The sequence below is a fragment of the Plantibacter flavus genome (assembly GCF_900177615.1).
Classification (GTDB): domain Bacteria; phylum Actinomycetota; class Actinomycetes; order Actinomycetales; family Microbacteriaceae; genus Plantibacter; species Plantibacter flavus.
Genome location: NZ_FXAP01000008.1, coordinates 1 through 21,932 on the forward strand (window position 1 = coordinate 1; position 21,932 = coordinate 21,932).

Genomic DNA, 21,932 nt, shown 5'->3' on the forward strand with positions numbered 1-21,932 from the left:
ACCCGAACCCCAAGTCACGCGGGCCGTCTCGCGCACCCGCGACGTCCCGACACCGAAGGAAGCGATTCCGACGACACGGAGCGAAGCTGCCCACAACGAGGACCGTCGGCGTGCCACGGTCGCGCAGTCGGCTGAGCCGGGTGAGGTCGTCGCCGAGCGGGGTGATCAGGACGCCGGCGACCCGCTGCTCCTCGAAGAGGTCGAGGTAGGCGCGCTCGCGGTCGATGCTCTCGTCGCTGTTGCCGAGCAGGACCGACCACCCCTCCGCATCGGCTCGGTCCTCGGCGCCGCGGGCGACGTCGGTGAAGAACGGGTTGCCGACGTCGAGCACGACGAGGCCGACACTGCGGCTGCGGCCGGCCCGGAGCTGGCGGGCCGCGTCGTTCCGCACGAAGCCGAGCTCGTCGATCGCCGCGTGGACGCGGTCGACCGTGACGGGCGAGACCTTCTCGGGGCGGTTCAGCACGTTGGAGACGGTCCCGACCGAGACGCCGGCTCTCGCCGCGACGTCCTTCACGCTCGCGCTCACGGCTCCCCTTCGCCTGTCGGACCCGCCGGGCGACGCCGGACGGGCTGGCTCATTGTCGCACGCAGTGACTCGTGGCGCCCGCGCAGTCGGCTGCCCCCACCCATCGCCGTCCCCGACTCAGGAGCTCCTCGGCACGGCGCGCCCGTCCGCCCCCGGCACACCGGGCGACTCCTGAGAACGGGGCGACGGTCAGCCGGGATCAACCGACAGGGCCGACGCGGCGGGCAGGGTGACGACGACCTCGAGACCGTGGCCGGGACGGTTGTGCAGCACGATCGCGCCGCCCGCATTGCGCGCGATGGCGGCGACGATCGCGAGCCCGAGACCGGAACCGTGCCCGGAGGACCGCGTCGCGTCCGATCGGCTGAACCGCTCGAGCGCTCGCGGTTCGAAGGCCGGGTCGAGCCCTCCGGCGTTGTCCGACACCCGCAGCGTGAGCTGCCCGCCGTCGTCGTCGAGCATCACCGACACCCGCCGCGGAGCACCCCCGCGCTCGGTGAACGCCTGCAGCGCGTTCCCTGCGAGGTTGTCGACGACCCGACCGACATCGTCAGCGCGCACGGCGTACACCGCCGCGCCGTCCCCCGGCGCGCTCTCAGCGATCGCACTCACGTACTCGACCTCGATCCCGGCCAGCGCGTCGTCCGAGGCGACCCGGAACCGCGCGCGCTCGACCGCCTCGAGCACGTCGGCCTCCAACCTGGCCGCGCTCGTCCGCTCCTCCGGCGTCGCCGCCTCGATGCGGGACAGCTCGAGCAGCGAGGTGACGAGCGCCGACAGCCGCGTCGCACTGCGCTCCGCCCCCTCGATGTCGGCGAGCAGTTGCTCGCGCGACGAGTCCTCGAGGCGCGCGAGTTCGAGCTGGGTGCGGAGGATCGCGAGCGGCGTCCGGAGCTCGTGACTCGCGTCGGACACGAGTTGCCGTTCGCGGTCCGCCGAGGCCCGCAGCCGCTCGATCAGGTCGTTGAGGGTGATCGCGAGCTGCGCGATCTCGTCGTCCGCACGGCCGACCGGCAGTACCTCGTCCGTCGACCGTTCACTGAGGCTCTGCGCACTCACCCGGAGCCTGGTGACGGGTCGGAGCGACACCGTCGTCAGGATCCACCCGCCGGCCGCCACACCGAGGACGAGGAGCGCGAAGGACCCGACGAGCAGGAGCCGCATCTGGACGAGGACGGTCGTCTCCTCGGCCTCGTCGCGCCCCGCGATGACGTACCAGGTGTCGCCACCGACGGTCACGGGCTGTGACAACAGGATGTACGTGGCGGAACCGGCGTCGACGGTGGTGACCTCCCGCGTCGCGGCGAGCGCCGGGAGTTGCGCGGCGAGCGTCGTCGGCAGACTGAAGACCGGGATGGAGCCGTCGGGGGCGATGACCGCGATGCGGGTGCCGAGGCCGGGTCCCTGGAGCGGGTCGTCGGGTCTCGCCTGCAGCGCGAACACGTACTGCGCGCCGTCGCTGCGGAGCGCCTGGACGGTGCCGTCGCGGACGATGCGCTCCAGCTGGGCGTTGATCGCGAGCCCGGCGAAGAGCGACACGACGACGGCGATGAGCAGAAAGCCCCCGGCGATCCGCGTGCGGATGCCGTGGTGCCGCGTCGACCGGCGACGGTCCGACGACATGCCCTCAGCTCCCTGCGGCGACGAGCGAGAAGCCCACGCCGCGGCTCGTCACGATGCGGACGCCGGCCTCCGCCAGGTCGAGTTTGCGACGGAGGCGGCTGATGTACTGGTCGACGACGTTCGGGTCGATGTTGTCGAAGGTCTCCCAGACCTCCCGCAGCATGGCCGCCCGGGAGACGACGACTCCCGGCTCGGACGCGAGCACCCGGAGGACGTCGAACTCGGTCCCGCTCAGCGGCACGTCGTGGTCGCCGACGCGCGCCCGGTGCCGGTGCAGGTCGAGCGTCAGCCCGCCGACGTCCAAGCGGGGCTGCACGGTGAGCGCGTCCCGCCGCCGGACCGCGCGGATCCGGGCGGCGAGCTCGGCGAAGGCGAACGGCTTGATCATGTAGTCGTCGGCTCCGGCGTCGAGCCCGCGGACCCGGTCGTCCACGGCGTCGCGCGCCGTGAGCAGGATCACCGCGAGCGTCGGGTCGAGGCCTTTGAGCTCGCGGCAGACGGCGAATCCGGAGAGCCCCGGGAGCATGACATCGACGACCGCGACCTGGAAGCCCGCGTCGCCACCGGACGCCGGCGCGATCGCCTGCCGCGCGAGGTCCAGCGCGGTCGGGCCGTCGAACGCCGTCGTCACGTCGTGGCCGTCCGACCCGAGACCGCGGGAGAGGAGGCCAGCCATCTCGCGTTCGTCATCGACGACGAGGATCCGCACGGTCGTCCTCCTTCGCCATCGAGCATCCACAGCCTAGGCGAGCCGACCGGGGCGCCGTTTCTGAAGGTCCTGTCAGGAACGACCGCTTCGCCTTGCCGCCCGCGATCCGACGGCCATACAGTGCAGGTGCTCCCGACCCTGAATCGATTCACATCCCGCCGGGAGCGAGCCCCTCACCGTGGAGGAACGGACCCTCAATGACGATCGACCATCCAGCGCAGCCGACGCGCACCGAGCCCGCCGGGCGCAGCGCCCAGCCGGCGCTCTCCCTCATCGGAGCCGCCAAGACCTTCGGCCCCGTCGTCGCCCTGGCCGACGGCACCATCCAGATCGAGGCCGGCGAGATCCACGCGCTCGTCGGCGAGAACGGCGCCGGGAAGTCCACGCTCGTGAAGATCCTCGCCGGGCTCTACACCCCCGATGCCGGGGACTTCACCCTCGCGGGGAAGCCCGTCGCCTTCCGCGGGGTCGCCGACAGCAAGGCCGCGGGCATCTCCGTGATCTACCAGGAGCCGACCCTGTTCCCCGACCTCACCGTCGCCGAGAACATCTTCATCGGCCGCCAGCCGAAGAACGGCCTGGGACTCATCAGCACGGGCGCCATGCGGAAGGCCGCCCGCGCCCTGTTCGATCGCCTCGGCGTCCAGATCGACCCCGACCGCGTCGCCGAGGGGCTCTCGATCGCCGACCAGCAGATCATCGAGATCGCGAAGGCCATCTCACTCGACGCCAAGGTCCTCATCATGGACGAACCGACCGCCGCGCTCTCCGGCGTCGAGGTCGACCGCCTCTTCCAGGTCGCCCGCTCCCTGCGCGACGCGGGCGCCGGCATCATGTTCATCTCCCACCGCTTCGAGGAGGTCTTCGCGCTGTGCGACCGCATCACGGTCATGCGCGACGGCCGCTACATCGCCACGCACGTCACGAGCGAGACGACGGTCGACGCGATCGTCCGGCAGATGGTCGGTCGCGACATCGCCGCCCTCTTCCCCAAGCAGGACGCGGAGATCGGCGACGCCGTCCTCACCGTCGACGGGCTGTCGCGCGCCGGCGTCTTCTCCGACATCTCGTTCACGGTGCGCTCGGGTGAGATCGTCGCCCTCGCGGGACTCGTCGGCGCCGGGCGCACCGAGGTCGCCCGCGCCGTCTTCGGCATCGACCCCTACGACACCGGACGCGTCACGCTCGACGGCAAGCCGGTCAAGGCCGGCGACCCGCAGGCCGCGATCGACGCCGGCATGGGCTTCGTCCCCGAGGACCGTCGCAAGCAGGGGCTCGTGATGGACCTGTCGGTCGCCCGCAACGCGACCCTCACCCTCCGCCACCGGCTCGCGCGGTTCGGGATCATCTCCGGCCGCCGCGAACGCGAGGCGGCCGAGGAGTGGTCGGCCCGCCTCCAGGTGAAGACCGGCTCCCAGGAGTACGCGGTCTCCACCCTCTCCGGCGGCAACCAGCAGAAGGTCGTCCTCGCGAAGTGGCTCGCCACCGAGCCCACCTTCCTCATCGTCGACGAGCCCACCCGCGGCATCGACGTCGGCACGAAGAGCGAGGTCCACCGCCTCATCTCCGAGCTCGCCGGCCGCGGCATCGCGATCCTCATGATCTCCTCCGAACTGCCCGAGGTCCTCGGCATGGCCGACCGCGTCCTCGTCATGCACGAGGGCCGGATCACCGCCGAGCTCACCCGAGAAGAAGCGACCCCGGAGACCGTGATGCACGCGGCCACCGGTTCCCTGGAAGGCGCACGATGACCGGCACCACCACGAAGCCGGGAGGCGGCGGCCCCGTCACCGTCGCGACCGAGCGCACGACGAACCCGATCGCGTCGATCGTGCGACTCCGGGAGCTCCCGGTCACCGTCGCCCTCGTCGTCCTCGTGCTCGTGACCTACCTCGCGAACCCGCTGTTCCTGTCGGCACAGGGGGTGAAGGATCTCCTCCTCAACGCGACGATCATGATCATCCTCGCCGTCGGTCAGGCGCTCGTCATCATCACCCGCAACGTCGACCTGTCCGTCGGCTCGATCCTGGGGCTCGTCGCCTTCGCGACCGGCACGATGTTCGCGACGATGCCGCAGCTGCCGATCATCGCGGTGTTCGCCATCGCCATGCTGCTCGGTGCGGTGCTCGGCGCGATCAACGGTGCGCTCGTCACGATCGCGAAGGTCCCCGCCCTCGTCATCACCCTGGGCACGCTCTACATCTACCGAGGCCTGAACAACGCGTGGGCCGGTGGCACGCAGTACTTCGCGGACGACCGACCCGACGCGTTCGGGAACCTGTCCGTCGACACCGTCCTCGGCTTCCCGGTCATCACCCTCATCGCGATCCTCGTCGTGGTCGTCGTCGCCGTCTACATGGCCGGCGCCCGCTCCGGCCGCGACCTCTACGCGATCGGGTCGGACCCCGACGCCGCGAAGCTGTTCGGCATCCCGGTCGGCCGTCGCGTCTTCCTCGCCTTCCTGGCGAACGGCCTGCTCGCCGGACTCGCCGGCGTGCTCTACGCCTCGCGCTTCAACTCGGTCGGCGCGACCACCGGGTCGGGCATGGAGCTCGACGTCGTCGCGGCGGCCGTGGTCGGTGGTGTCGCGATCTTCGGCGGCAGCGGCTCGGTCGCCGGTGCCGCGATCGGTGCGATCCTCCTCACCACCATCACGAGCGCCCTCACCGCCCTGCGCGTCGACAAGTTCTGGCAGCAGGCGATCGTGGGCATCCTCATCCTGGCCGCGATCATCATCGACCGCGTCGCCAGCCTCCGTACGGCCAAGAAACTGCGAATGAGCGAGGCACGCGATGTCTGATCTGAAGACCCCGGCAGCCCCGAAGGCTCCGTTCATCAAGGGCTCCGGCCCGCTCGGCACCGACACCACCGGCGTGCTCGTGGCCGAACCGAAGGGCCGCACCGGCGCCTCGCGCATCCTCCTCGGTCGCGACGCGATCATGATCTACGCGCTGCTCGTCGTCGTCATCGGCGCCTGTCTGCTCATCCCGCGGTTCGCCTCCCCCGTCACCGTCGGCTTCCTCCTCCTCGACGTCATCCCGATCCTCCTCATCGCGATGCCGATGACGCTCGTCATCATCACGGGCGAGATCGACCTGTCCGTCGCGAGCACCGCGGGCCTCACGAGCGCCGTCATCGGCGTGTTGTGGGCCGGCGGCGGGATGGACATCGGGGTCGTCCTCCTCATCGGGATACTCGTCGGAGTCGTCGCCGGCGCGTTCAACGGCTTCCTCATCGCGGTGGTCGGACTCCCGTCGCTCGCGGTGACGATCGGCACGCTCGCGCTGTTCCGCGGCCTCGCACTCGTCGTCATCGGCGACAACGCGGTCGCGAACTTCCCGCCCGAGCTCACCGCGTTCTTCACGTCGAAGATCGGCTCGACCGGCATCCCCGTGGTCATGGTCGGGGTCCTCGTCGTCGTGCTCGCCTTCGGGGTCGTCCTGCACCTGACCCCCTTCGGCCGCGGGCTCTACGCGCTCGGGTACAGCACGGAGGCCGCGAGCTTCGTCGGCATCAAGGTCGCCCGCTCGAAGTTCTGGCTCTACGTCGCGACCGGCGGCGTCTCCGCCCTCGCGGGGGTGTTCTGGACGCTCCGCTACTCGAGCGCCCGCAGCGACAACGCCTCCGGGCTCGAGCTCGCCGTCATCGCGGCCGTGCTCCTCGGCGGCGTCTCGATCTTCGGCGGCAAGGGCTCCATCCCGGGCGTCGTCGCGGGTGTGCTGCTCATCGGCACCATCAACTACGCGCTCCGGCTCGGCCGCGTCTCCGACGTCGTCCTCATCATCGTGACCGGGACCCTGCTGATCGCCTCGGTGGTCGGCCCCAGTATCTTCGAATCCGTCAAGCAGTGGAACCACCACCGACGGATCCGACGCAGCCTGCCCCACCCGTGACATGCAGATCCGTCAAGCAGTGGAACCACCACCGACGGATCCGACGCAGCCTGCCCCAGCACTGATCTCCCGATCGGCGCAGCCCTCGGGGTACCCCACGCCACAGCACCAGGCGTATCCAGAAAGGAACAGACAATGCAGTCGATTCGAAACCGCGCAGCAGGCCGTTCGGCCCGTCGCGCAGCGGCCCTCATCGCCGCAGCAGCCTCCCTCGCACTCATCGCGACGGGGTGCGCCACCGGCGACTCCGCGGGGTCAGGTGGTGGCGGCGGCGCCGCGGAGAGCATCACCTTCATCCCCAAGCAGCTCAACAACCCGTACACGGACGTCGTGCTCGGCGGAGGCAAGGACGGCGCGAAGGCTGCCGGCTTCAGCGCCACCGAGGTCGTCGGCCCGCTCGAGGCGAGCGCGTCCAGCCAGGTGTCGTTCATCAACGCCGAGACCCAGGCCGGCACGAACGTCATCGTCATCGCGGCGAACGACCCCGACGCCGTCTGCCCCGCCCTCAAGGAGGCCCGTGACGGCGGCGCGAAGATCGTCGCGTTCGACTCCGACACCAGCAAGGACTGCCGCGACGTCTTCATCTCCCAGGTCGTCGCCAAGGACGTCGCCCTGATCCAGACGAAGCTCATCTCGGAGCAGATCGGTGGCTCGGGCGAGATCGCGATCCTCTCGGCCACGGCCAACGCGACGAACCAGAACGAGTGGATCAAGTACATGGAGGAGGAGCTCGCCTCCAACCCGGACTACAAGGACATCAAGCTCGTCGCCAAGGTCTACGGTGACGACGACGACACGAAGTCGTTCCAGGAGGCCCAGGGTCTGCTCCAGGCGCACCCCAACCTCAAGGGCATCATCTCGCCCACGACGGTCGGCATCGCCGCGACCGCCCGCTACCTCTCCACCTCGGAGTACAAGGGCAAGGTCGCGCTGACCGGCCTCGGCCTCCCGAACGAGATGCGTCCGTTCGTCAAGGACGGCACCGTCACCGCGTTCGCACTGTGGGACCCGGCTCAGCTCGGCTACGTCGCCGCGTTCGCCGGCAAGGCACTCGCCGAGGGCACGATCACCGGCAAGGAGGGCGACACCTTCGAGGCCGGCGACCTCGGTGAGCGCGAGGTCGGCGCCGACGGCACCGTCATCGTCGGCCCGCCGACCACCTTCGACGCGTCGAACATCGACAAGTACGACTTCTAGGAGGCACCCGCACCAACCGAACCACCACTGCCCTAACTCAGGAGCGGCTGGGCGCGTCGCCCCACCGGGGCCCGCGTCACCGCCGACACGCCGACGGCGTCCTGAGTTAGGGCAGTGGGTCGTGACGGGAGTCCATCGTCAGGAGCGTTCATCGTCGGCGTCGGGCTCGTTGCGCTTCATCTCCAACTCGAGCTTGCGGATACGCTCGGCGTCCTCGGCGGCCTGGATCTCGCGCTCGAGGGCGGCAAGCTGCTCCTCCGTGCTACTGACGGCGCGGTCGGGCTGCGACGGCGAGGGCGTCGCGGTCGACGAGGACCCGCGACCCGGGCCCCACGAGCCGGACGTCCGCGACTGCTTCCGGCCCCGGCGTTCGGGGAGCTTGATCCGGCTCGTCGACCAGTCCTTGCCGAGCAGGAACCACAGGGCGACGCCGATGAGCGGGATGAAGACGATGAGCAGCACCCACACGATCTTGGGCAGGTTGCGCACGACGGGCTCGGGCTGCCCCACCACGTCGATGAGCGCGATGATCGTGAGGACGATGAGCAGCAACGACAACACGAACATGTCGTCAATCCTAGGCAGACCACCGGTGGGTTCGGCCAGGATGGTCGGATGAAGACCATCCCCCTGCCCCAGACCGACCTGACCGCGTCCAGCATCGTCCTCGGCCTCATGCGGATCGAAGCCCTCGACGACGAGGCCATCCGCACCCTCTTCCGCACCGCACGGGACGCCGGCGTCACCGTGTTCGACCATGCCGACATCTACGGCTCGGAGCGTCACGGGTGCGAGCGTCGCTTCGGCGACGCCGTCACCCTCACCGCCGCCGAGCGCGAGCAGGTGCTCATCCAGTCGAAGGTCGGCATCCGCAAAGGCTTCTTCGACTTCTCGGAGGAGCACATCCTCCGCACCGTTGACGAGTCGCTCGCCGCCCTCAAGACGGACTACCTCGACCTCCTGCTCCTGCACCGCCCCGACAGCCTCGTCGAGCCGGAAGAGGTCGCGTCGGCGTTCGACGCCCTGCAGGCCGCGGGCAAGGTCCGGAACTTCGGCGTCTCGAACCACACGCCGGCGCAGGTCGAGCTGCTGAAGGGCTCCGTCGAGCAGCCGCTCATCGTCAACCAGGTGCAGCTGAGCATCACCCACGCCCCGATCATCGCGTCGGGCGTCGCCGCGAACATGGCCGGCCTCGACCAGTCGATCGACCGCGACAACGGGATGCTCGACTACAGCCGCCTGACCGGCATGACCCTGCAGGCGTGGTCGCCGTTCCAGGCCGGCTTCTTCACGGGCGTCTTCATCGGCGACCGCGAGCACTACGCGGAGCTGAACGACGTGCTCGACGAGCTCGCTGCCGCACACGGCGTGACGCCGTCCGGCATCGCGACCGCGTGGATCACCCGTCACCCCGCGAACATCCAGGTCGTGCTCGGCACCACCAAGCCGTCGCGCGTCCAGGAAGCTGCCGCAGGTTCCGACGTGACGCTGTCGCGCGAGGAGTGGTACCGCCTCTTCACCGCCGCGGGACACACACTCCCGTAGCGCGAGCGCACCGGGTACCCACCCCGCAGACGCCCTACCTCTCTTCCCCAACTCAGGACACGAGCCGCGTGTCGCGCCTGCTGACCGGCTGACGCGACCGACACGCCGCGGCCGTCCTGAGTTGGGGACGGGTACGCTCGGAGAGGAATCGGAGGGCAGCATGGCGAAGCACGACATCGGGTTCGCCGCCGTCGCCAGACTCGCCGGCGTCTCGAACGCGACCGTCTCCAACACGCTCAACCGCCCCGAGATCGTCGCCCCCGCCACCCGCGAACGCGTGCTCGCCGCGATCGAGGAACTCGACTTCGTCCCCAACCGTGCCGCCGCCACCCTGCGACAGGGCACGAACCGACTCATCGGCCTCGTCATCCCCGACATCGCGAACCCGTTCTACTCGGCGATCGCCCGCGGGGTCACCGAGGCCGCGGCCGAATACGGCTACACGGTCGCGCTCTGCGTGAGCCACGACGACCCGGACCTCGAACTCCGGCACTTCGAGATGCTCGCCGAGCACCGGGCTGCCGGCGCACTCGTCGCTCCGCTGACGGCCGACGCCTCCCGACTGGCCCAGCTGCGACGGGTGGGTAGCCGCCTCGTGCTCATGGACCGCACCGCCCCCGAGGGCACCGGCTGCTCCGTCGCGATCGACGACGTGCACGGCGGGGAGCTGGCGGTCGCCCACCTGCTCGCGACGCGGTACCGAGGAGGCGCCGGCACTCCTCAGGACTCTGGGCACGCCGTGCATGACGTGCCGCGAACGGAGCGGCGTGCCGCGACGCCCGGTCAGGCGATCGTGCTCGTGAACGGCTACCTGGCGATCCCGCAGTGCGCCGATCGACGCGAGGGTGCCCGGAACGCGTTCATCGCGGCCGGTCTCGACCCCGACGACCTCCGCGAGGTCACCGTGGACGAGATGACCGTCGACGCGGGGCGCATCGCAGGTCGTCGGATCGCGGCGCAGACACCGCGTCCGACCGGCGTGTTCTGCACGAACGACCAGCTCGCGCTCGGCGTCATCAGGGGGCTGAACGACGGTGGTCTGGCGGTGCCCGACGAGGTGTCCGTGGTCGGCTACGGCGACCTCGCGCTCGCGGCCGACGGGCGGGTGCCACTCACCACGGTCGAGCAGCCGAAGGACGAACTCGGGCGGGTGGCCGTCGAGATCCTCCTGGCCGAGCTGGGCGCCGATCGCGCAGCGCATGAGCATGTCACCCGGACGCTCGAGCCGCATCTCGTCGTCCGCGAGTCCGCACCGTAACGTACCGCCATCCGGGCATGTGCCCGCGCCCGCGGCACGTCGCGCACGGAGTGCCCCGAGCCCGAAGGCGTGCCCGTGACGCAGAACTCGACACGGAAGGACGGTTGACCTACGGTAGAAACAGTCGCAATTTAATCGATTAAATACTCCCGCACCCCGCACCCACCCAAGGATCGACGATGACCCACACCGCAGCAGCAGCCCACCCGCTCCTCACCCCGAAGGCACGGCGGAAGCCCCGCCTCGGCCTCGTCGCCGGCGGTCTCGGCACCTACTGGCCGCAGTTCCCGGAGCTGCTCCCGCAGCTCCAGGCGTCGGCCAGGTACGTCTCGGAACGCTTCCAGCAGATGGACGCCGAGGTCGTCGACGTGGGCTTCATCTCGGACGCGCAGGAGGGCGACGCCGCGGCGGAACAACTCCGACAGGGCGACTGCGACCTCATCGTCCTGTTCCTCACCACCTACCTCACGTCCTCGATGGTCCTGCCGATCGCCCAGCGCGCGAACACCCCGGTCCTCGTCATCGACCTGCAGCCGACCGAACGGATGGACCACGCGAGCTTCGACACCGGCGCCTGGCTCGCCTACTGCGGGCAGTGCCCGGTGCCCGAGGTCGGCAACGTCTTCCGTCGCGCGGGCATCCCGTTCCGCTCGGTGTCGGGGTGGCTGCGTCAGGAGTCGGCGTGGGACCGCATCTCGCAGTGGATCCGGGCGGCGCACGTCCGCGCAGCCCTCCGTCACGCCCGCCACGGCCTCATGGGCCACGTCTACCCCGGCATGCTCGACGTCTCCACCGACCTCACCCTGCTGCCGACCACCTTCGGTTCGCACGTCGAGGTCGTGGAGTTCGACGACCTCCGTATCCTCGTCGACGAGGTGACCGACGCCGAGGTCGCCGACCGCATGGCCCTCGCCCGGGAGATCTTCACCCTCGACGACACCGTGGTCGAGGACGACTTCGCGTGGGGCGCGAAGGTGTCGGTCGGCCTCGACCGGCTCGTCGACGAGTTCGCACTCGACAGCCTCGCCTACTACCACCGCGGTCGCGACGGTGAGCAGCACGAGCGACTCGGCGCCGGCATGATCCTCGGCGCGTCCCTCCTCACCGCTCGCGGCATCCCCACGACGGGCGAGTACGAGCTGCGGACCACGGTCGCGCAGCTCGCCACCCAGGTCGTCGGCGCCGGTGGGTCGTTCTGCGAGATCCAGGCGCTGGACTTCGAGGACGAGGTCGTCGAGATGGGGCACGACGGACCGGCGCACCTCGCCGTCAGCTCCCGCGACCCGCTGCTGCGCGGCCTCGGGGTCTACCACGGTAAGCGCGGATGGGGCGTGAGCGTCGAGTTCGACGTGCGGCACGGGCCGGTCACGCTGCTGGGGTTGGGGCAGGACCGCGACGGATCGCTCGCCTTCGTCGCGTCGGAGGGCGAGGTCGTCCCCGGCCCGCTGCTCGCGATCGGCAACACGACGAGCCGTGTCGACTTCGGGCGCGACCCGGGTGTCTGGGTGGACGAGTGGAGCGCGACCGGTATCGGGCACCACTGGTCGTTGTCGCTCGGACACCGGGCGGCGGACTACCGGGCTGCGGCGAGCCTGCTGGGGATCGACTTCCGCCAGGTGTGAGGCAGCACCCGTCGGTCCCTGCGCCGGCCTGCCCCTGAGCCGAACCCGTTCCCTGAGCCGGACCCGGTCCCTGCGCCGCACCCGGCCCCTCAGCCCAACCCGGTCCCTGAGCCTGTCGAAGGGCAGCCCCGCCGCGGGCACCCTCACAACAGGAAGCCCCTCGAGGGCACTTCGACAAGCTCAGTGACCGGACGAACCTTGCGTCCGGAACAACCCGGTCCCTGAGCCGCACCCGGTCCCTCAGCCGCACCCGGTCCCTGAGCCTGTCGAAGGGCGCGCACGACCGGACGGATCAGAGCGCGGCGCGAAGACGCTCCACCGCGGGCTCGACCACGGCGATCGGCGCCGACCGCTGCAACCCGTCCAGAGCGACAGCGAGCCGACGGGTGGCGCGATCGACGTCCCCACCGCCCGCACCGAGTTCGCGGATCGGGGCGAGCAGTGCCGCACGTCGCAACCAGGGCTCGTCCTGCATCCAGCGGTCGAGGACGGTCTCGGCTTTCATCCGGGCCGTCCCGTCGAGGCGTTCCAGGAGCGGTCCGATGACGTCGGCGGCCAGCGGGTCGGCGAGCTCGGGCACCCGACCGGCGCGGACGAAACCTTCGATCCTCGTCAGATCGGTGTGCTTGAGCACCGGGACGCTCGACTGCAGGAGGACGATCGCGGCGAGCCGGCGCTCGAAGACCGGCACGGCCCACAGCTCCGAGGCGAGGGCTGCCAGCTCGTCGCGATCCAGTCCGCGGAACTTCCGGAGGGCATCGCGCACCGTGCCGCGCACGGCACCGACCGAGGAGCCGTAGGACCGGAGCCCGTCGCCGAGCCGCTCGGCGACGTCCGCTGCGCGGTAGCCGTCGCCCTCGTATTGGAGCGCCGCGTCGATGAACTCCCCCGCAGCACTCATCCCACCATTGTCCCCTCCCCCGGCGGCACGTGCCCGCTCTCGCGGCACGTGATGCACGGCGTGCCGCGAGAGCGGGCACGTGCCCATGGATGGGTACGGTGGGTGGATGACCATCGTGATCGTGGGACTCGGACAGCTCGGCTCGGACGTCGCCGGGAGGCTCCTGGCCCGTGGTGAGGACGTCGTCGGCGTGAAGCGCACGGCGCCCGAGTCGAACCCCGCCCCCGAGCGAACCTCGGCCCCCGAGTCGGTCGAGGGGAGCTTCACCCTCCAGCTCCGCGACCTCACGACCTCCGCCCCCGATCTCCCTGCAGACACGACGGCGATCGTGGTGGCCCTTGCGCCGCGGGCACGCTCGGTCGAGGCCTACGACGCCCTCTACCGCGACGGTGTCGGGCATCTCTTGAGCGCGGTCGCCGCACTCCCCGACACCCCGCCTCGCATCCTGTTCGTCTCGTCGACCGCGGTGTGGGGCGAGGACGGCGGGGAGACGATCGACGACACCACGCCCGCCGTCCCGACCACCGGCACCGCGCGCGCCCTGCTCGCAGCCGAGGAGGGCGTCCTCGCCGCCGTGCCCGAGGCGAGCGCCATCCGCTTCGGCGGCCTCTACGGCCCGACGGCCACGATGTTCGTCGACCAGGTCCGCGACGGCCGTGTCACCCGGCCCTCCGGCTGGACCAACCGCATCCACCGTGACGACGCCGCTGCCGTGATCGTCCACCTGCTCGACCTGCCGGCGGCATCGCTCCCGCCGGTCGTGGCGGGCATCGACGAGGAACCGGTCCTGCTGTCGACGGTGGCCGACTTCCTCGCCGATCGACTCGGCGTCGCTCCCCCGACGCTCGACGACGCCGGTCGCACCCCGGAAGAACCGCACCGCGGCAAACGCATCACGGCAGCCGCCCTCCGCGACACCGGGTTCACCTACCGCTACCCCACCTACCGAGAGGGCTACTCGGCGCAGCTCCCCTGATCGGACGACCGGAGCGGGTCACGGCTGCTTCGTCACCTCGGCCATCGCCCGTCGACCGGACGGCACGAGCACGGCCACGGCGAGCACCACGAAGGTGAGTACGCCGGCGACGACGAGGAGCAGTTCGACGGACACGACGTCGGCGAGCGGTCCGAACACGATCATCCCGAGCGGCATCGACACCGCCATGACGATGCCGACGAACCCGAACACGCGACCCTGCCGCTCCGGTTGGACGCGCTCCTGCAGGAGGGTCATCGACGTCGTCGAGAAGAACGGCACCGCGACCCCGAGCAGGAACATGAAGCCGAAGAAGACCCAGAGGTTGGTCGAGAGTCCGAGCCCGATGGACAGCACCCCGAACACCACCGAGGATCCGACGATGAGGAGCACGCGGTTCTTGGTGCCGCCCCAGATCGCGATGATCGCTCCGCCGCCGACCATGCCGACGCTGAAGGCGAGTTCGTTCACGGTGAGCATCCAGACCTCGTCGCCGAAGGAGCGGGCGATCATGAGCGGCGTGAGGTAGGACGGCGCGACGATCAGCAGGAACACGATCGCGAAGAGGATGAGCAACCAGCGCACGAAACCGTGGTGCCAGACGTATCGCACGCCCTCGGTGAGGTCCGCGAAGTAGCCGGGGCGCTCGCCCGAGCGCACGAGCGTCCGCACCGGTACGAGCAGCAGCAGCCCGATCCCGATGGCGGCCGTGACGACGTCGACGAAGAAGATCGCGACGAGCGACGCACTCGCGTACAGCGCGCCGGCCGCAGCTGGAGCGACGAGCATCATGGCCGATTGGATGGATCCGTTGATGCCGTTGACCCGCATGAGCTTGTCGGTGGGCGTGATCTGCGGGATGAGCGCGGAGACGGCCGGCATCTGGATGCCCGCGCCGACCGAGCGGATCGCGAGCGTGAGGAAGATGAGCCAGAGGTCGGCGGCGCCGTTGATGAGGAAGATCGCGAGCGCGAGGGTCGTGATGGCGATCGACCCGTCGGCCGCGATGATGAGCAGTTTGCGGTTCATGCGGTCGGCCCACACCCCGCCGAAGATCGACACGATCGCCTGCGGCAGGAACCCCGCGACGGCGGCGAACGCGAGCACGACACCGGACTTCGTCTCGAGCGTGAGGTGCCACATGATCGCGTACTGCACGAGCATCGAGCCGAACAGCGAGACCGTCTGGCCGGACAGGAACACCGCGACGTCGCGACGCCAGCGCGGGCTCTCCGAGTCGACGGTCGTCTCCTCCGAACCGTCGGAACCGTCGATCGTGGGTGCATCGGGTGGCGCGTCATCGGCAGCCATGCAATCCACGCTAGGGACTTCACTCCGGGGTGTCCAGGGGCGATCGTCGCGGACGACTGGCGCGCCCTGAACACCGAACGGTCGATGCACCCTGTCCAGACCTTCAGACATCCGGGCATCCGGTCCGTTGACCCGCGGTCGATCGCCCGGATACGCTGCTTGCGATCCTCTGAATCGATTCAGAATGTCCGTGAACCGAACCGAAAGGTGCGCCTCGATGACGAGTGCCCGACCCCTGCACCGCGTGTGCTTCCAGCTTCAGGTCAAACCCGAGCGCCTCGCGGAGTACCGCGAACGCCATGCGGCAGTCTGGCCCGACATGCTCCGCGCGCTCGCCGACACCGGCTGGCACAACTACTCGCTCTTCGTCCGCGACGACGGCCTCCTCATCGGGTACTTCGAGACGGCGTCCCTCGAAGCCGCCCAGGCCGGCATGGCCGAGACCGAGGTCAACGCCCGCTGGCAGGCCGAGATGGGCGACTTCTTCGTCGACCTCGACCTCCCGCCGGACCAGGGCTTCCTCCAGCTCACCGAGGTGTTCCACCTCGAGGACCAGCTCGCCGCCCTCCCCACCGCCACCGCCGCCGCCGAGCCCGAACCTCTTCCCTAACTCAGGATGCGGTCGGCGCGTCGTCCCCAACGCGGGGAGCACGACGCCCGACACGCCGCACCCGTCCTGAGTTAGGGCAGAACACGCAGCACGAGTAGCGGCGTTGAAACGATTCACGTATGCTGCAACGAGCGCCGTGAACGCGCCTCAGACCACCGGAACACGCACAGAGAAGTGACCATGACCAGTTTCGACACCATCACCCCCCTGCTCGAGAAGCAGGCCATCGAACTCCCCTCCTGGGCGTTCGGCAACTCCGGCACCCGCTTCAAGGTGTTCACGACGCCCGGCACCCCGCGGACGCCGGAGGAGAAGATCGCCGACGCCGCCAAGGTGCACGAGTTCACCGCCCTCGCGCCGAAGGTCGCACTCCACATCCCGTGGGACCTCGTCGACGACTTCAGCGCCCTCCGCCGCTACGCCGAGGACCACGGCGTCGCGCTCGGCACGATCAACTCGAACACCTTCCAAGACGAGGACTACAAGTTCGGCAGCCTGACGCACAGCAACCCGGTGATCCGCCAGAAGGCGATCGACCACCACTTCGCCTGCATCGACGTCATGCACGCGACCGGCTCGCAGGACCTCAAGATCTGGCTCGCCGACGGTAGCAACTACCCGGGCCAGCAGGACATCCGCGGCCGGCAGGACCGCCTGGCCGACTCGCTCCAGCAGATCTACGCCCGCCTCGGCGAGGAGCAGCGACTCGTGCTCGAGTACAAGTTCTTCGAGCCGGCGTTCTATCACACCGACGTCCCCGACTGGGGAACGTCCTACGCCCAGGTCGCGCAGCTCGGCGACCAGGCCCTCGTCTGCCTCGACACCGGCCACCACGCGCCGGGCACCAACATCGAGTTCATCGTCGCCCAGCTCCTGCGCCTCGGGAAGCTCGGCTCGTTCGACTTCAACTCGCGCTTCTACGCCGACGACGACCTCATCGTCGGTGCAGCCGACCCGTTCCAGCTGTTCCGGATCCTCTACGAGGTCGTCCGCGGCGGCGGCCTCGACGACGACTCGCCGGTCGCGTTCATGCTCGACCAGTGCCACAACGTCGAGGACAAGATTCCCGGGCAGATCCGCTCGGTGCTGAACGTGCAGGAGATGACCGCCCGCGCACTGCTCGTCGACCGCGACGCACTGACCACGGCACAGGAGGCCGGTGACGTCCTCGGCGCCAACGGCATCCTCATGGACGCGTTCTACACCGACGTCCGCGGGCCGCTCGCCGCGTGGCGGGAGAGCCGTGGCCTGCCGGCCGACCCGTTCGGCGCCTACCTGGCCTCGGGCTACCAGCAGCGGATCGCCGAGGAGCGCGTCGGCGGGACCCAGGCGAGCTGGGGCGCGTAAGCGGGGAGGCCGAGCCCTTCGACAGTCTCAGGAAGCACCGGCGACCCAGTCACCGAGCCAACCCCGGTCACCGAGCCAGCCCCGGTCACTGAGCTTGTCGAAGTGCACACGAGCAAACCCGCCCTTCCACAGGCTCAGGGACCGGATACCAGTCACCGAACCAGCCCCGCCCACTGAGCCAGCCCCGGTCACTGAGCTTGTCGAAGTGCACACGAGCGAACCCGCCCTTCCACAGGCTCAGGGACCGGATACCAGTCACTGAACCACCCCGCCCACTGAGCCAGCCCCGGTCACCGAGCTTGTCGAAGTGCACACGAGCAAACCCGCCCTTCGACAGGCTCAGGGACCCGATACCAGTCAGTGAGCCCGTCGAAGTGCCGATTACTTCGCGAGGAAGGCGAGCAGCTGCTCGTTGACCTCGCGGTAGTGGGTCCAGAGCATGCCGTGCGGCGCGCCCTCGATCTCGACGTACTCGGCAGAGGGCAGCGCCTTGGCGAACACGCGACCGGTGGAGTCGATCGGCAGGACGCGGTCGCCGGTGCCGTGGACGATGAGCGACGGGACGTCGATCTTCGCGACATCGGCGCGGAAGTCGGTCAGCCAGGTCGGCTGCGCAGCGACCGACGCGTACGGCGACGCGTTGTAGGCGAGCTGCGTGTTCGCACGAAGTGCCTCCTCGCTCAGGCGTGAGCCGAGGTTCTCGTCCGTGTTGAAGAAGTTCTCGAAGAAGCTCGTGAAGAACGCGTAGCGGTCGTCGGTGACGGCGGCGAGGAGGCCGTCGAACACGTCCTGCGGGACGCCCGTGGGGTTGTCGTCGGTCTGGAGCAGGTAGGGCTCGAGCGATCCGAGGAAGACGGCCTTCGCGACGCGCTCCGAACCGTAGGTGCCGAGGTAGCGGCCGACCTCGCCGGTGCCCATCGAGAAGCCGACGAGGACCGCGTCGTGGAGGTCGAGCCCGTCGACGACGGCCTTGAGGTCGGCGGCGAAGGTGTCGTAGTCGTAGCCCTCGGTGGGCTTGGAGGACTTGCCGAAGCCACGGCGGTCGTAGGTGATGACGCGGTAGCCGGCGTCGAGGAGCGCCGCGGTCTGCTTCTCCCACGACGAGCCGTCGAGGGGGTAGCCGTGGATGAGGACGACGGGCTGGCCGCTGCCGTGATCCTCGACGTAGAGCTCCACGGAGGTGCTGTTCTCGGTTCCGACGGTGATGAACGACATGGTTCGATTCCTTTCGTCTTCGGCGTCCGGACTCGTCGCCCGGTTCCACGCCCCGAATCGAGAACGATCGTTCTCTTCGGTGTCCATCAGCATAGGGAACGATCGTTCTCAATGCAAGTACACTGATGGAATGAGCAGCGAACAGACGATGACGATCGCATCGCCGAGCCCGGCGGCCGCACCCGCGACACCGGCCTCAGTGCGCGACATCATCATCGACGCCGCCGACCGCCTGTACTACGCGAAGGGCATCCAGTCCGTCGGCATGGACGAACTGCGCTCGGCGGCCGGCGTGTCGTTGAAGCGCCTGTACTCGGAGTTCCCGAGCAAGGAGGACATCGCCCTCGCGGTCATGGAGCGCCGACACGAGCTCTGGACCACCGGCGTCAGCGCGCTCGTGGACGACGCCGAGACGCCCCGCGACCGGCTCCTCGCGATCTACGACTACCTGGCCGGCTGGTTCAGTGACGACTCGTTCCGCGGCTGCGGCTTCATCAACGCCTTCGGGGAGCTCGGGGGCGTCTCGCCGGCGGTCGCCACCATCACCCGCGAACACAAGGCGTCCTTCCAGGACTACGTCGCCGACCTCGTCGCTGACGCCGGCGCTCCGGCATCGCTCGCTCCCCAGCTCGCGATCCTGGCCGAGGGCGCCCAGACCACCGCCGCCATCACGGGCTCTCCCGAAGCGGCGCTGCACGCTCGTCGTGCCGCCGAGACGCTCATCGACGCCGCCTCCTAGGGATTCGTTCGCCCATCTCCGGGCGAACGGGACGTTATTCGCCCAGAAAGGGGCGACCGGGTGTGGTCAGGCCACACTCTGATATATTTTCTGCTCAGAACTCCCCCGGGTTCCACGCGCCGTCGACGCGTCCCACCTCAATGGAGAGAGAGCATGTCCTCACCAATCGGAACACCTGCACCCAGCGTCGGACCCCCCGGCACCCGACCACCGAAGGCCTTCCTCGGCCTCTCCGGCCCGCTGCTCTGGGGGTACGTCGCGATCGCCTTCTTCATGACCGGCGACGGACTCGAGCAGGCGTTCCTCTCGGACTTCCTCGTGACGAGCGAGGGCTTCAGCACCGACCAGGTGGGCTCGCTCTTCACCGTGTACGGCCTGATCGTCGCGATCGGGGCGTTCGCCTCCGGTGTGCTGGCCGAGTACTTCGGACCGCGGCGCATCATGATCGCCGCCGCCGCGGGGTGGATCGTCTTCCATGCCGGCTTCGTGTACTTCGGCATCATGCAGCACGACTTCGTGATGATGATGGTGATGTACGCCATCCGCGCCGTCGCCTACCCGCTGTTCGTCTTCGGGTTCGTCGTGTGGATCTCCTATGCCGCCCCGCAGGACAAGCTCTCGTCCGCGATGGGCTGGTTCTGGTGCTCATACTCGGTCGGCGTCGGCGTGTTCGGGTCGTATCTGCCGAGCTTCACCATCCCGGCGTTCGGAGCCGTTGAGACGATGTGGGGCGCGATCGCCTTCATCGCCGTGGGCGGCGTGCTCGCGGGTGTTCTCGTGCGCGGCAAGGGACCCGAGACCTCCGAGCCCCGCACCCTCCGGGGCCTCGGCGCGACGCTCGTGACCACGCTCAGACTCCCGTTCCGGAACGTCCAGCTCGCCTACGGCATGCTGCAGCGCGTCATCAACCAGATCTCGCTCTACGGGTTCATCGTCATGCTGCCGATCGTCTTCGTCCGCGACATCGGCTTCGAGCAGGGCACCTGGTTGCAGCTGTGGGGGCTCGTGTACATCGTGACGGTGTTCACGAACCTCCTCTGGGGCATCCTCGGCGACCGCATCGGCTGGATCCGCACCGTCCGATGGTTCGGGAGCCTCGGCACGTTCGCGTCCACGCTCCTGCTCTACTTCATCCCGCTCGTCGTCGGGCCGAACCCCTGGCTCACGGGGATCGCCGTCGTCATGTTCGGGTCGCGGTCGCGGCCTATGTCCCACTGTCGGCGCTCATGCCGGCGCTCGAGCCGAACCATCGCGGCGGCGCGGTCGCACTCCTCAACCTGTCGGCCGGACTCTCGCAGTTCGTCGGGTCGCTGCTCGTCACCCTGCTCTGGACATCCTTCGGCACGACGGCGACCGTCATCGCGCTCGCCTGCACGTACCTCGTCGGGTTCGCGGTGACGTTCCTGATGCGGGTCGACCAGGACGCCCTGGCGAAGGCGGAGACGACGCGGAGCATCCCGACGGTGCCCCAGCGCTGAGTCCGAACGGCCCAGCATGACAGCGGCCCGGAGCGCATCCCAGCGATGCGCTCCGGGCCGTCGTCGTCATCGCCCGTCAGATGAGCGTGTACCCGCCGTCGATCCGGAAGCTCTGCCCGACGACGTAGGAGGAGCGCTCTCCCGCGAGGTAGACGACGAGGTCGCCGAGCTCGTCCGGCTCACCCATCCGGCCGGCCGGGATCCGCGACACCCAGTCCTCGGCCATGTCCGGGTTGGCGGCGACGAAGTCACGCGTCATGTCGCTCGCGAAGTAGCCCGGCGCGATGGCGTTGACCCGGATCCCCAGCGGCAGCCACTCGATCGCGAGACTGCTCGTGAGCATGGAGACGGCGGCCTTCGAGGCGTTGTACGCGGCCTGCGTCTGCGGCACGTTCACGGCGAAGGCGGACATCGAGGACACGTTGACGATGCTCGCGAGGTGACCAGCGTCGCGACGGTCGGCGACGAAGCGTCGCGCGAACTGCCGGGAGACGAGGAAGGTCCCGGTGACGTTCACCCGGAAGAGCCGGTCCCAATCGGCCACCTCGGTGTCGATCGCGCGGGCGCCGTGCGTCATCCCTGCGCTGTTGACGAGGATGTCGGGCGTCCCGAGGACCTCCGCGGCGCGATCGAGCGCGGCATTCACTGACGCCTCGTCGGTGACGTCGAGCGGGAGCCCGATCACCGCGGGCGAGACCTGCGCATCAAGGGCCGACGCGGCGTCGGCCACCGTCTCCAAGCGGTCGAGGAGGGCGACCTTGGCGCCTGCTTCGGCGAGCGCCGTGGCCATCGCGAGCCCGAGCCCGCGGGCGCCTCCGGTGATGATCGCCGTGCGACCGGCGAGGACTGGATCGTGTGTGGTTTCCATGGCGCCAGTCTAGAAGTTCCAGATGCTCATATATCTTCTCTTATTCGTAACTCAGGACGCTCGCGGCGCGCCGCGCACGCCACGCCGCCTCGCGTGACCGACGCGCCGGAG

General features: G+C 69.5%; 20 protein-coding genes. 12 read left to right on the forward strand and 8 right to left on the reverse strand.

What is annotated here, in order from left to right; genetic code table 11:
* From B9Y95_RS19095 to B9Y95_RS19105, 3 genes are all read right to left on the reverse strand, one after another.
* On the reverse strand, positions 1-529 hold a 529-nt coding region (locus B9Y95_RS19095), incomplete at its 3' end, for a LacI family DNA-binding transcriptional regulator (RefSeq protein WP_143736594.1).
* A 189-nt stretch (positions 530-718) separates the two neighbouring features.
* Positions 719-2,152, reverse strand: coding sequence for a sensor histidine kinase (locus B9Y95_RS19100; RefSeq protein WP_085514248.1), 1,434 nt, complete (start codon positions 2,150-2,152; stop codon positions 719-721).
* Between the two features lie 4 nt (positions 2,153-2,156).
* Complete coding sequence (locus tag B9Y95_RS19105; protein ID WP_085514249.1) at positions 2,157-2,861, reverse strand: response regulator transcription factor; 705 nt, start codon at positions 2,859-2,861, stop codon at positions 2,157-2,159.
* A 197-nt stretch (positions 2,862-3,058) separates the two neighbouring features.
* On the opposite strand from B9Y95_RS19105, the gene B9Y95_RS19110 reads away from it, so the two are divergent.
* The 4 genes from B9Y95_RS19110 to rhaS all read left to right on the forward strand — a co-directional run bounded on the left by B9Y95_RS19110 (position 3,059) and on the right by rhaS (position 7,951).
* On the forward strand, positions 3,059-4,612 hold the full coding sequence (locus tag B9Y95_RS19110; RefSeq protein ID WP_085514250.1) for a sugar ABC transporter ATP-binding protein: 1,554 nt from the start codon (positions 3,059-3,061) through the stop codon (positions 4,610-4,612).
* On the forward strand, positions 4,609-5,661 hold the full coding sequence (locus B9Y95_RS19115; protein WP_085514251.1) for an ABC transporter permease: 1,053 nt from the start codon (positions 4,609-4,611) through the stop codon (positions 5,659-5,661). Before B9Y95_RS19110 ends, B9Y95_RS19115 begins: the two co-directional genes overlap by 4 nt.
* Positions 5,654-6,754 (forward strand): ABC transporter permease, encoded by a 1,101-nt coding sequence (locus B9Y95_RS19120; RefSeq protein ID WP_085514252.1) that lies wholly within the window; start codon positions 5,654-5,656, stop codon positions 6,752-6,754. The genes B9Y95_RS19115 and B9Y95_RS19120 overlap by 8 nt, the downstream gene beginning before the upstream one ends.
* A gap of 135 nt (positions 6,755-6,889) precedes the next feature.
* Positions 6,890-7,951 (forward strand): rhamnose ABC transporter substrate-binding protein, encoded by a 1,062-nt coding sequence (gene rhaS / locus B9Y95_RS19125; RefSeq protein ID WP_085514253.1) that lies wholly within the window; start codon positions 6,890-6,892, stop codon positions 7,949-7,951.
* 138 nt (positions 7,952-8,089) lie between these two features.
* On the opposite strand, the gene B9Y95_RS19130 is transcribed toward rhaS, so the two are convergent.
* Complete coding sequence (locus B9Y95_RS19130; RefSeq protein ID WP_085514254.1) at positions 8,090-8,518, reverse strand: PLD nuclease N-terminal domain-containing protein; 429 nt, start codon at positions 8,516-8,518, stop codon at positions 8,090-8,092.
* 48 nt (positions 8,519-8,566) lie between these two features.
* Here B9Y95_RS19130 and B9Y95_RS19135 point away from each other — a divergent pair, with 48 nt between their 5' ends.
* The 3 genes from B9Y95_RS19135 to B9Y95_RS19145 all read left to right on the forward strand — a co-directional run bounded on the left by B9Y95_RS19135 (position 8,567) and on the right by B9Y95_RS19145 (position 12,376).
* Entirely contained in the window at positions 8,567-9,496 is a 930-nt protein-coding gene (locus B9Y95_RS19135) for an aldo/keto reductase (protein WP_085514255.1), read from the forward strand.
* A 160-nt stretch (positions 9,497-9,656) separates the two neighbouring features.
* Entirely contained in the window at positions 9,657-10,754 is a 1,098-nt protein-coding gene (locus tag B9Y95_RS19140) for a LacI family DNA-binding transcriptional regulator (protein WP_085514256.1), read from the forward strand.
* 179 nt (positions 10,755-10,933) lie between these two features.
* On the forward strand, positions 10,934-12,376 hold the full coding sequence (locus tag B9Y95_RS19145) for an L-fucose/L-arabinose isomerase family protein (RefSeq protein WP_085514257.1): 1,443 nt from the start codon (positions 10,934-10,936) through the stop codon (positions 12,374-12,376).
* Between the two features lie 292 nt (positions 12,377-12,668).
* On the opposite strand, the gene B9Y95_RS19150 is transcribed toward B9Y95_RS19145, so the two are convergent.
* A complete protein-coding gene (locus B9Y95_RS19150; protein WP_085514258.1) occupies positions 12,669-13,277 on the reverse strand; it encodes a DNA alkylation repair protein in 609 nt (202 codons plus the stop codon).
* A 106-nt stretch (positions 13,278-13,383) separates the two neighbouring features.
* Here B9Y95_RS19150 and B9Y95_RS19155 point away from each other — a divergent pair, with 106 nt between their 5' ends.
* On the forward strand, positions 13,384-14,253 hold the full coding sequence (locus B9Y95_RS19155; RefSeq protein WP_159453467.1) for an NAD-dependent epimerase/dehydratase family protein: 870 nt from the start codon (positions 13,384-13,386) through the stop codon (positions 14,251-14,253).
* 18 nt (positions 14,254-14,271) lie between these two features.
* Here the strand turns inward: B9Y95_RS19155 and B9Y95_RS19160 are convergent, their stop codons facing one another.
* On the reverse strand, positions 14,272-15,564 hold the full coding sequence (locus B9Y95_RS19160) for an MFS transporter (protein ID WP_085514260.1): 1,293 nt from the start codon (positions 15,562-15,564) through the stop codon (positions 14,272-14,274).
* Positions 15,565-15,781: 217 nt separating this feature from the next.
* On the opposite strand from B9Y95_RS19160, the gene B9Y95_RS19165 reads away from it, so the two are divergent.
* On the forward strand, positions 15,782-16,174 hold the full coding sequence (locus tag B9Y95_RS19165; protein WP_170169549.1) for an L-rhamnose mutarotase: 393 nt from the start codon (positions 15,782-15,784) through the stop codon (positions 16,172-16,174).
* A 180-nt stretch (positions 16,175-16,354) separates the two neighbouring features.
* Complete coding sequence (gene rhaI, locus B9Y95_RS19170) at positions 16,355-17,521, forward strand: L-rhamnose isomerase (RefSeq protein ID WP_200811447.1); 1,167 nt, start codon at positions 16,355-16,357, stop codon at positions 17,519-17,521.
* A gap of 381 nt (positions 17,522-17,902) precedes the next feature.
* On the opposite strand, the gene B9Y95_RS19175 is transcribed toward rhaI, so the two are convergent.
* The gene (locus B9Y95_RS19175) at positions 17,903-18,736 is read right to left on the reverse strand and encodes an alpha/beta fold hydrolase (protein ID WP_064294873.1); all 834 of its coding nucleotides are present in this window, start codon (positions 18,734-18,736) and stop codon (positions 17,903-17,905) included.
* Positions 18,737-18,884: 148 nt separating this feature from the next.
* Between B9Y95_RS19175 and B9Y95_RS19180 the strand changes: the two genes are divergently transcribed.
* Both B9Y95_RS19180 and B9Y95_RS19185 read left to right on the forward strand, forming a co-directional pair.
* Positions 18,885-19,475, forward strand: coding sequence for a TetR/AcrR family transcriptional regulator (locus tag B9Y95_RS19180; RefSeq protein ID WP_085514351.1), 591 nt, complete (start codon positions 18,885-18,887; stop codon positions 19,473-19,475).
* A gap of 153 nt (positions 19,476-19,628) precedes the next feature.
* Entirely contained in the window at positions 19,629-20,873 is a 1,245-nt protein-coding gene (locus B9Y95_RS19185; protein ID WP_200811448.1) for an RbtT/DalT/CsbX family MFS transporter, read from the forward strand.
* A 156-nt stretch (positions 20,874-21,029) separates the two neighbouring features.
* Here the strand turns inward: B9Y95_RS19185 and B9Y95_RS19190 are convergent, their stop codons facing one another.
* Complete coding sequence (locus B9Y95_RS19190) at positions 21,030-21,821, reverse strand: SDR family NAD(P)-dependent oxidoreductase (RefSeq protein ID WP_085514262.1); 792 nt, start codon at positions 21,819-21,821, stop codon at positions 21,030-21,032.
* Positions 21,822-21,932 lie beyond the last annotated feature (111 nt).

Coding starts and splice junctions, on each gene's coding strand:
- B9Y95_RS19100 (WP_085514248.1), bottom strand. CDS start 2,152: ATGTCGTCGGACCGTCGCCGGTCGACGCGGCACCACGGCATCCGCACG.
- B9Y95_RS19110 (WP_085514250.1), top strand. CDS start 3,059: ATGACGATCGACCATCCAGCGCAGCCGACGCGCACCGAGCCCGCCGGG.
- B9Y95_RS19115 (WP_085514251.1), top strand. CDS start 4,609: ATGACCGGCACCACCACGAAGCCGGGAGGCGGCGGCCCCGTCACCGTC.
- B9Y95_RS19120 (WP_085514252.1), top strand. CDS start 5,654: ATGTCTGATCTGAAGACCCCGGCAGCCCCGAAGGCTCCGTTCATCAAG.
- rhaS (WP_085514253.1), top strand. CDS start 6,890: ATGCAGTCGATTCGAAACCGCGCAGCAGGCCGTTCGGCCCGTCGCGCA.
- B9Y95_RS19130 (WP_085514254.1), bottom strand. CDS start 8,518: ATGTTCGTGTTGTCGTTGCTGCTCATCGTCCTCACGATCATCGCGCTC.
- B9Y95_RS19135 (WP_085514255.1), top strand. CDS start 8,567: ATGAAGACCATCCCCCTGCCCCAGACCGACCTGACCGCGTCCAGCATC.
- B9Y95_RS19140 (WP_085514256.1), top strand. CDS start 9,657: ATGGCGAAGCACGACATCGGGTTCGCCGCCGTCGCCAGACTCGCCGGC.
- B9Y95_RS19145 (WP_085514257.1), top strand. CDS start 10,934: ATGACCCACACCGCAGCAGCAGCCCACCCGCTCCTCACCCCGAAGGCA.
- B9Y95_RS19150 (WP_085514258.1), bottom strand. CDS start 13,277: ATGAGTGCTGCGGGGGAGTTCATCGACGCGGCGCTCCAATACGAGGGC.
- B9Y95_RS19155 (WP_159453467.1), top strand. CDS start 13,384: ATGACCATCGTGATCGTGGGACTCGGACAGCTCGGCTCGGACGTCGCC.
- B9Y95_RS19160 (WP_085514260.1), bottom strand. CDS start 15,564: ATGGCTGCCGATGACGCGCCACCCGATGCACCCACGATCGACGGTTCC.
- B9Y95_RS19165 (WP_170169549.1), top strand. CDS start 15,782: ATGACGAGTGCCCGACCCCTGCACCGCGTGTGCTTCCAGCTTCAGGTC.
- rhaI (WP_200811447.1), top strand. CDS start 16,355: ATGACCAGTTTCGACACCATCACCCCCCTGCTCGAGAAGCAGGCCATC.
- B9Y95_RS19175 (WP_064294873.1), bottom strand. CDS start 18,736: ATGTCGTTCATCACCGTCGGAACCGAGAACAGCACCTCCGTGGAGCTC.
- B9Y95_RS19180 (WP_085514351.1), top strand. CDS start 18,885: ATGACGATCGCATCGCCGAGCCCGGCGGCCGCACCCGCGACACCGGCC.
- B9Y95_RS19185 (WP_200811448.1), top strand. CDS start 19,629: ATGTCCTCACCAATCGGAACACCTGCACCCAGCGTCGGACCCCCCGGC.
- B9Y95_RS19190 (WP_085514262.1), bottom strand. CDS start 21,821: ATGGAAACCACACACGATCCAGTCCTCGCCGGTCGCACGGCGATCATC.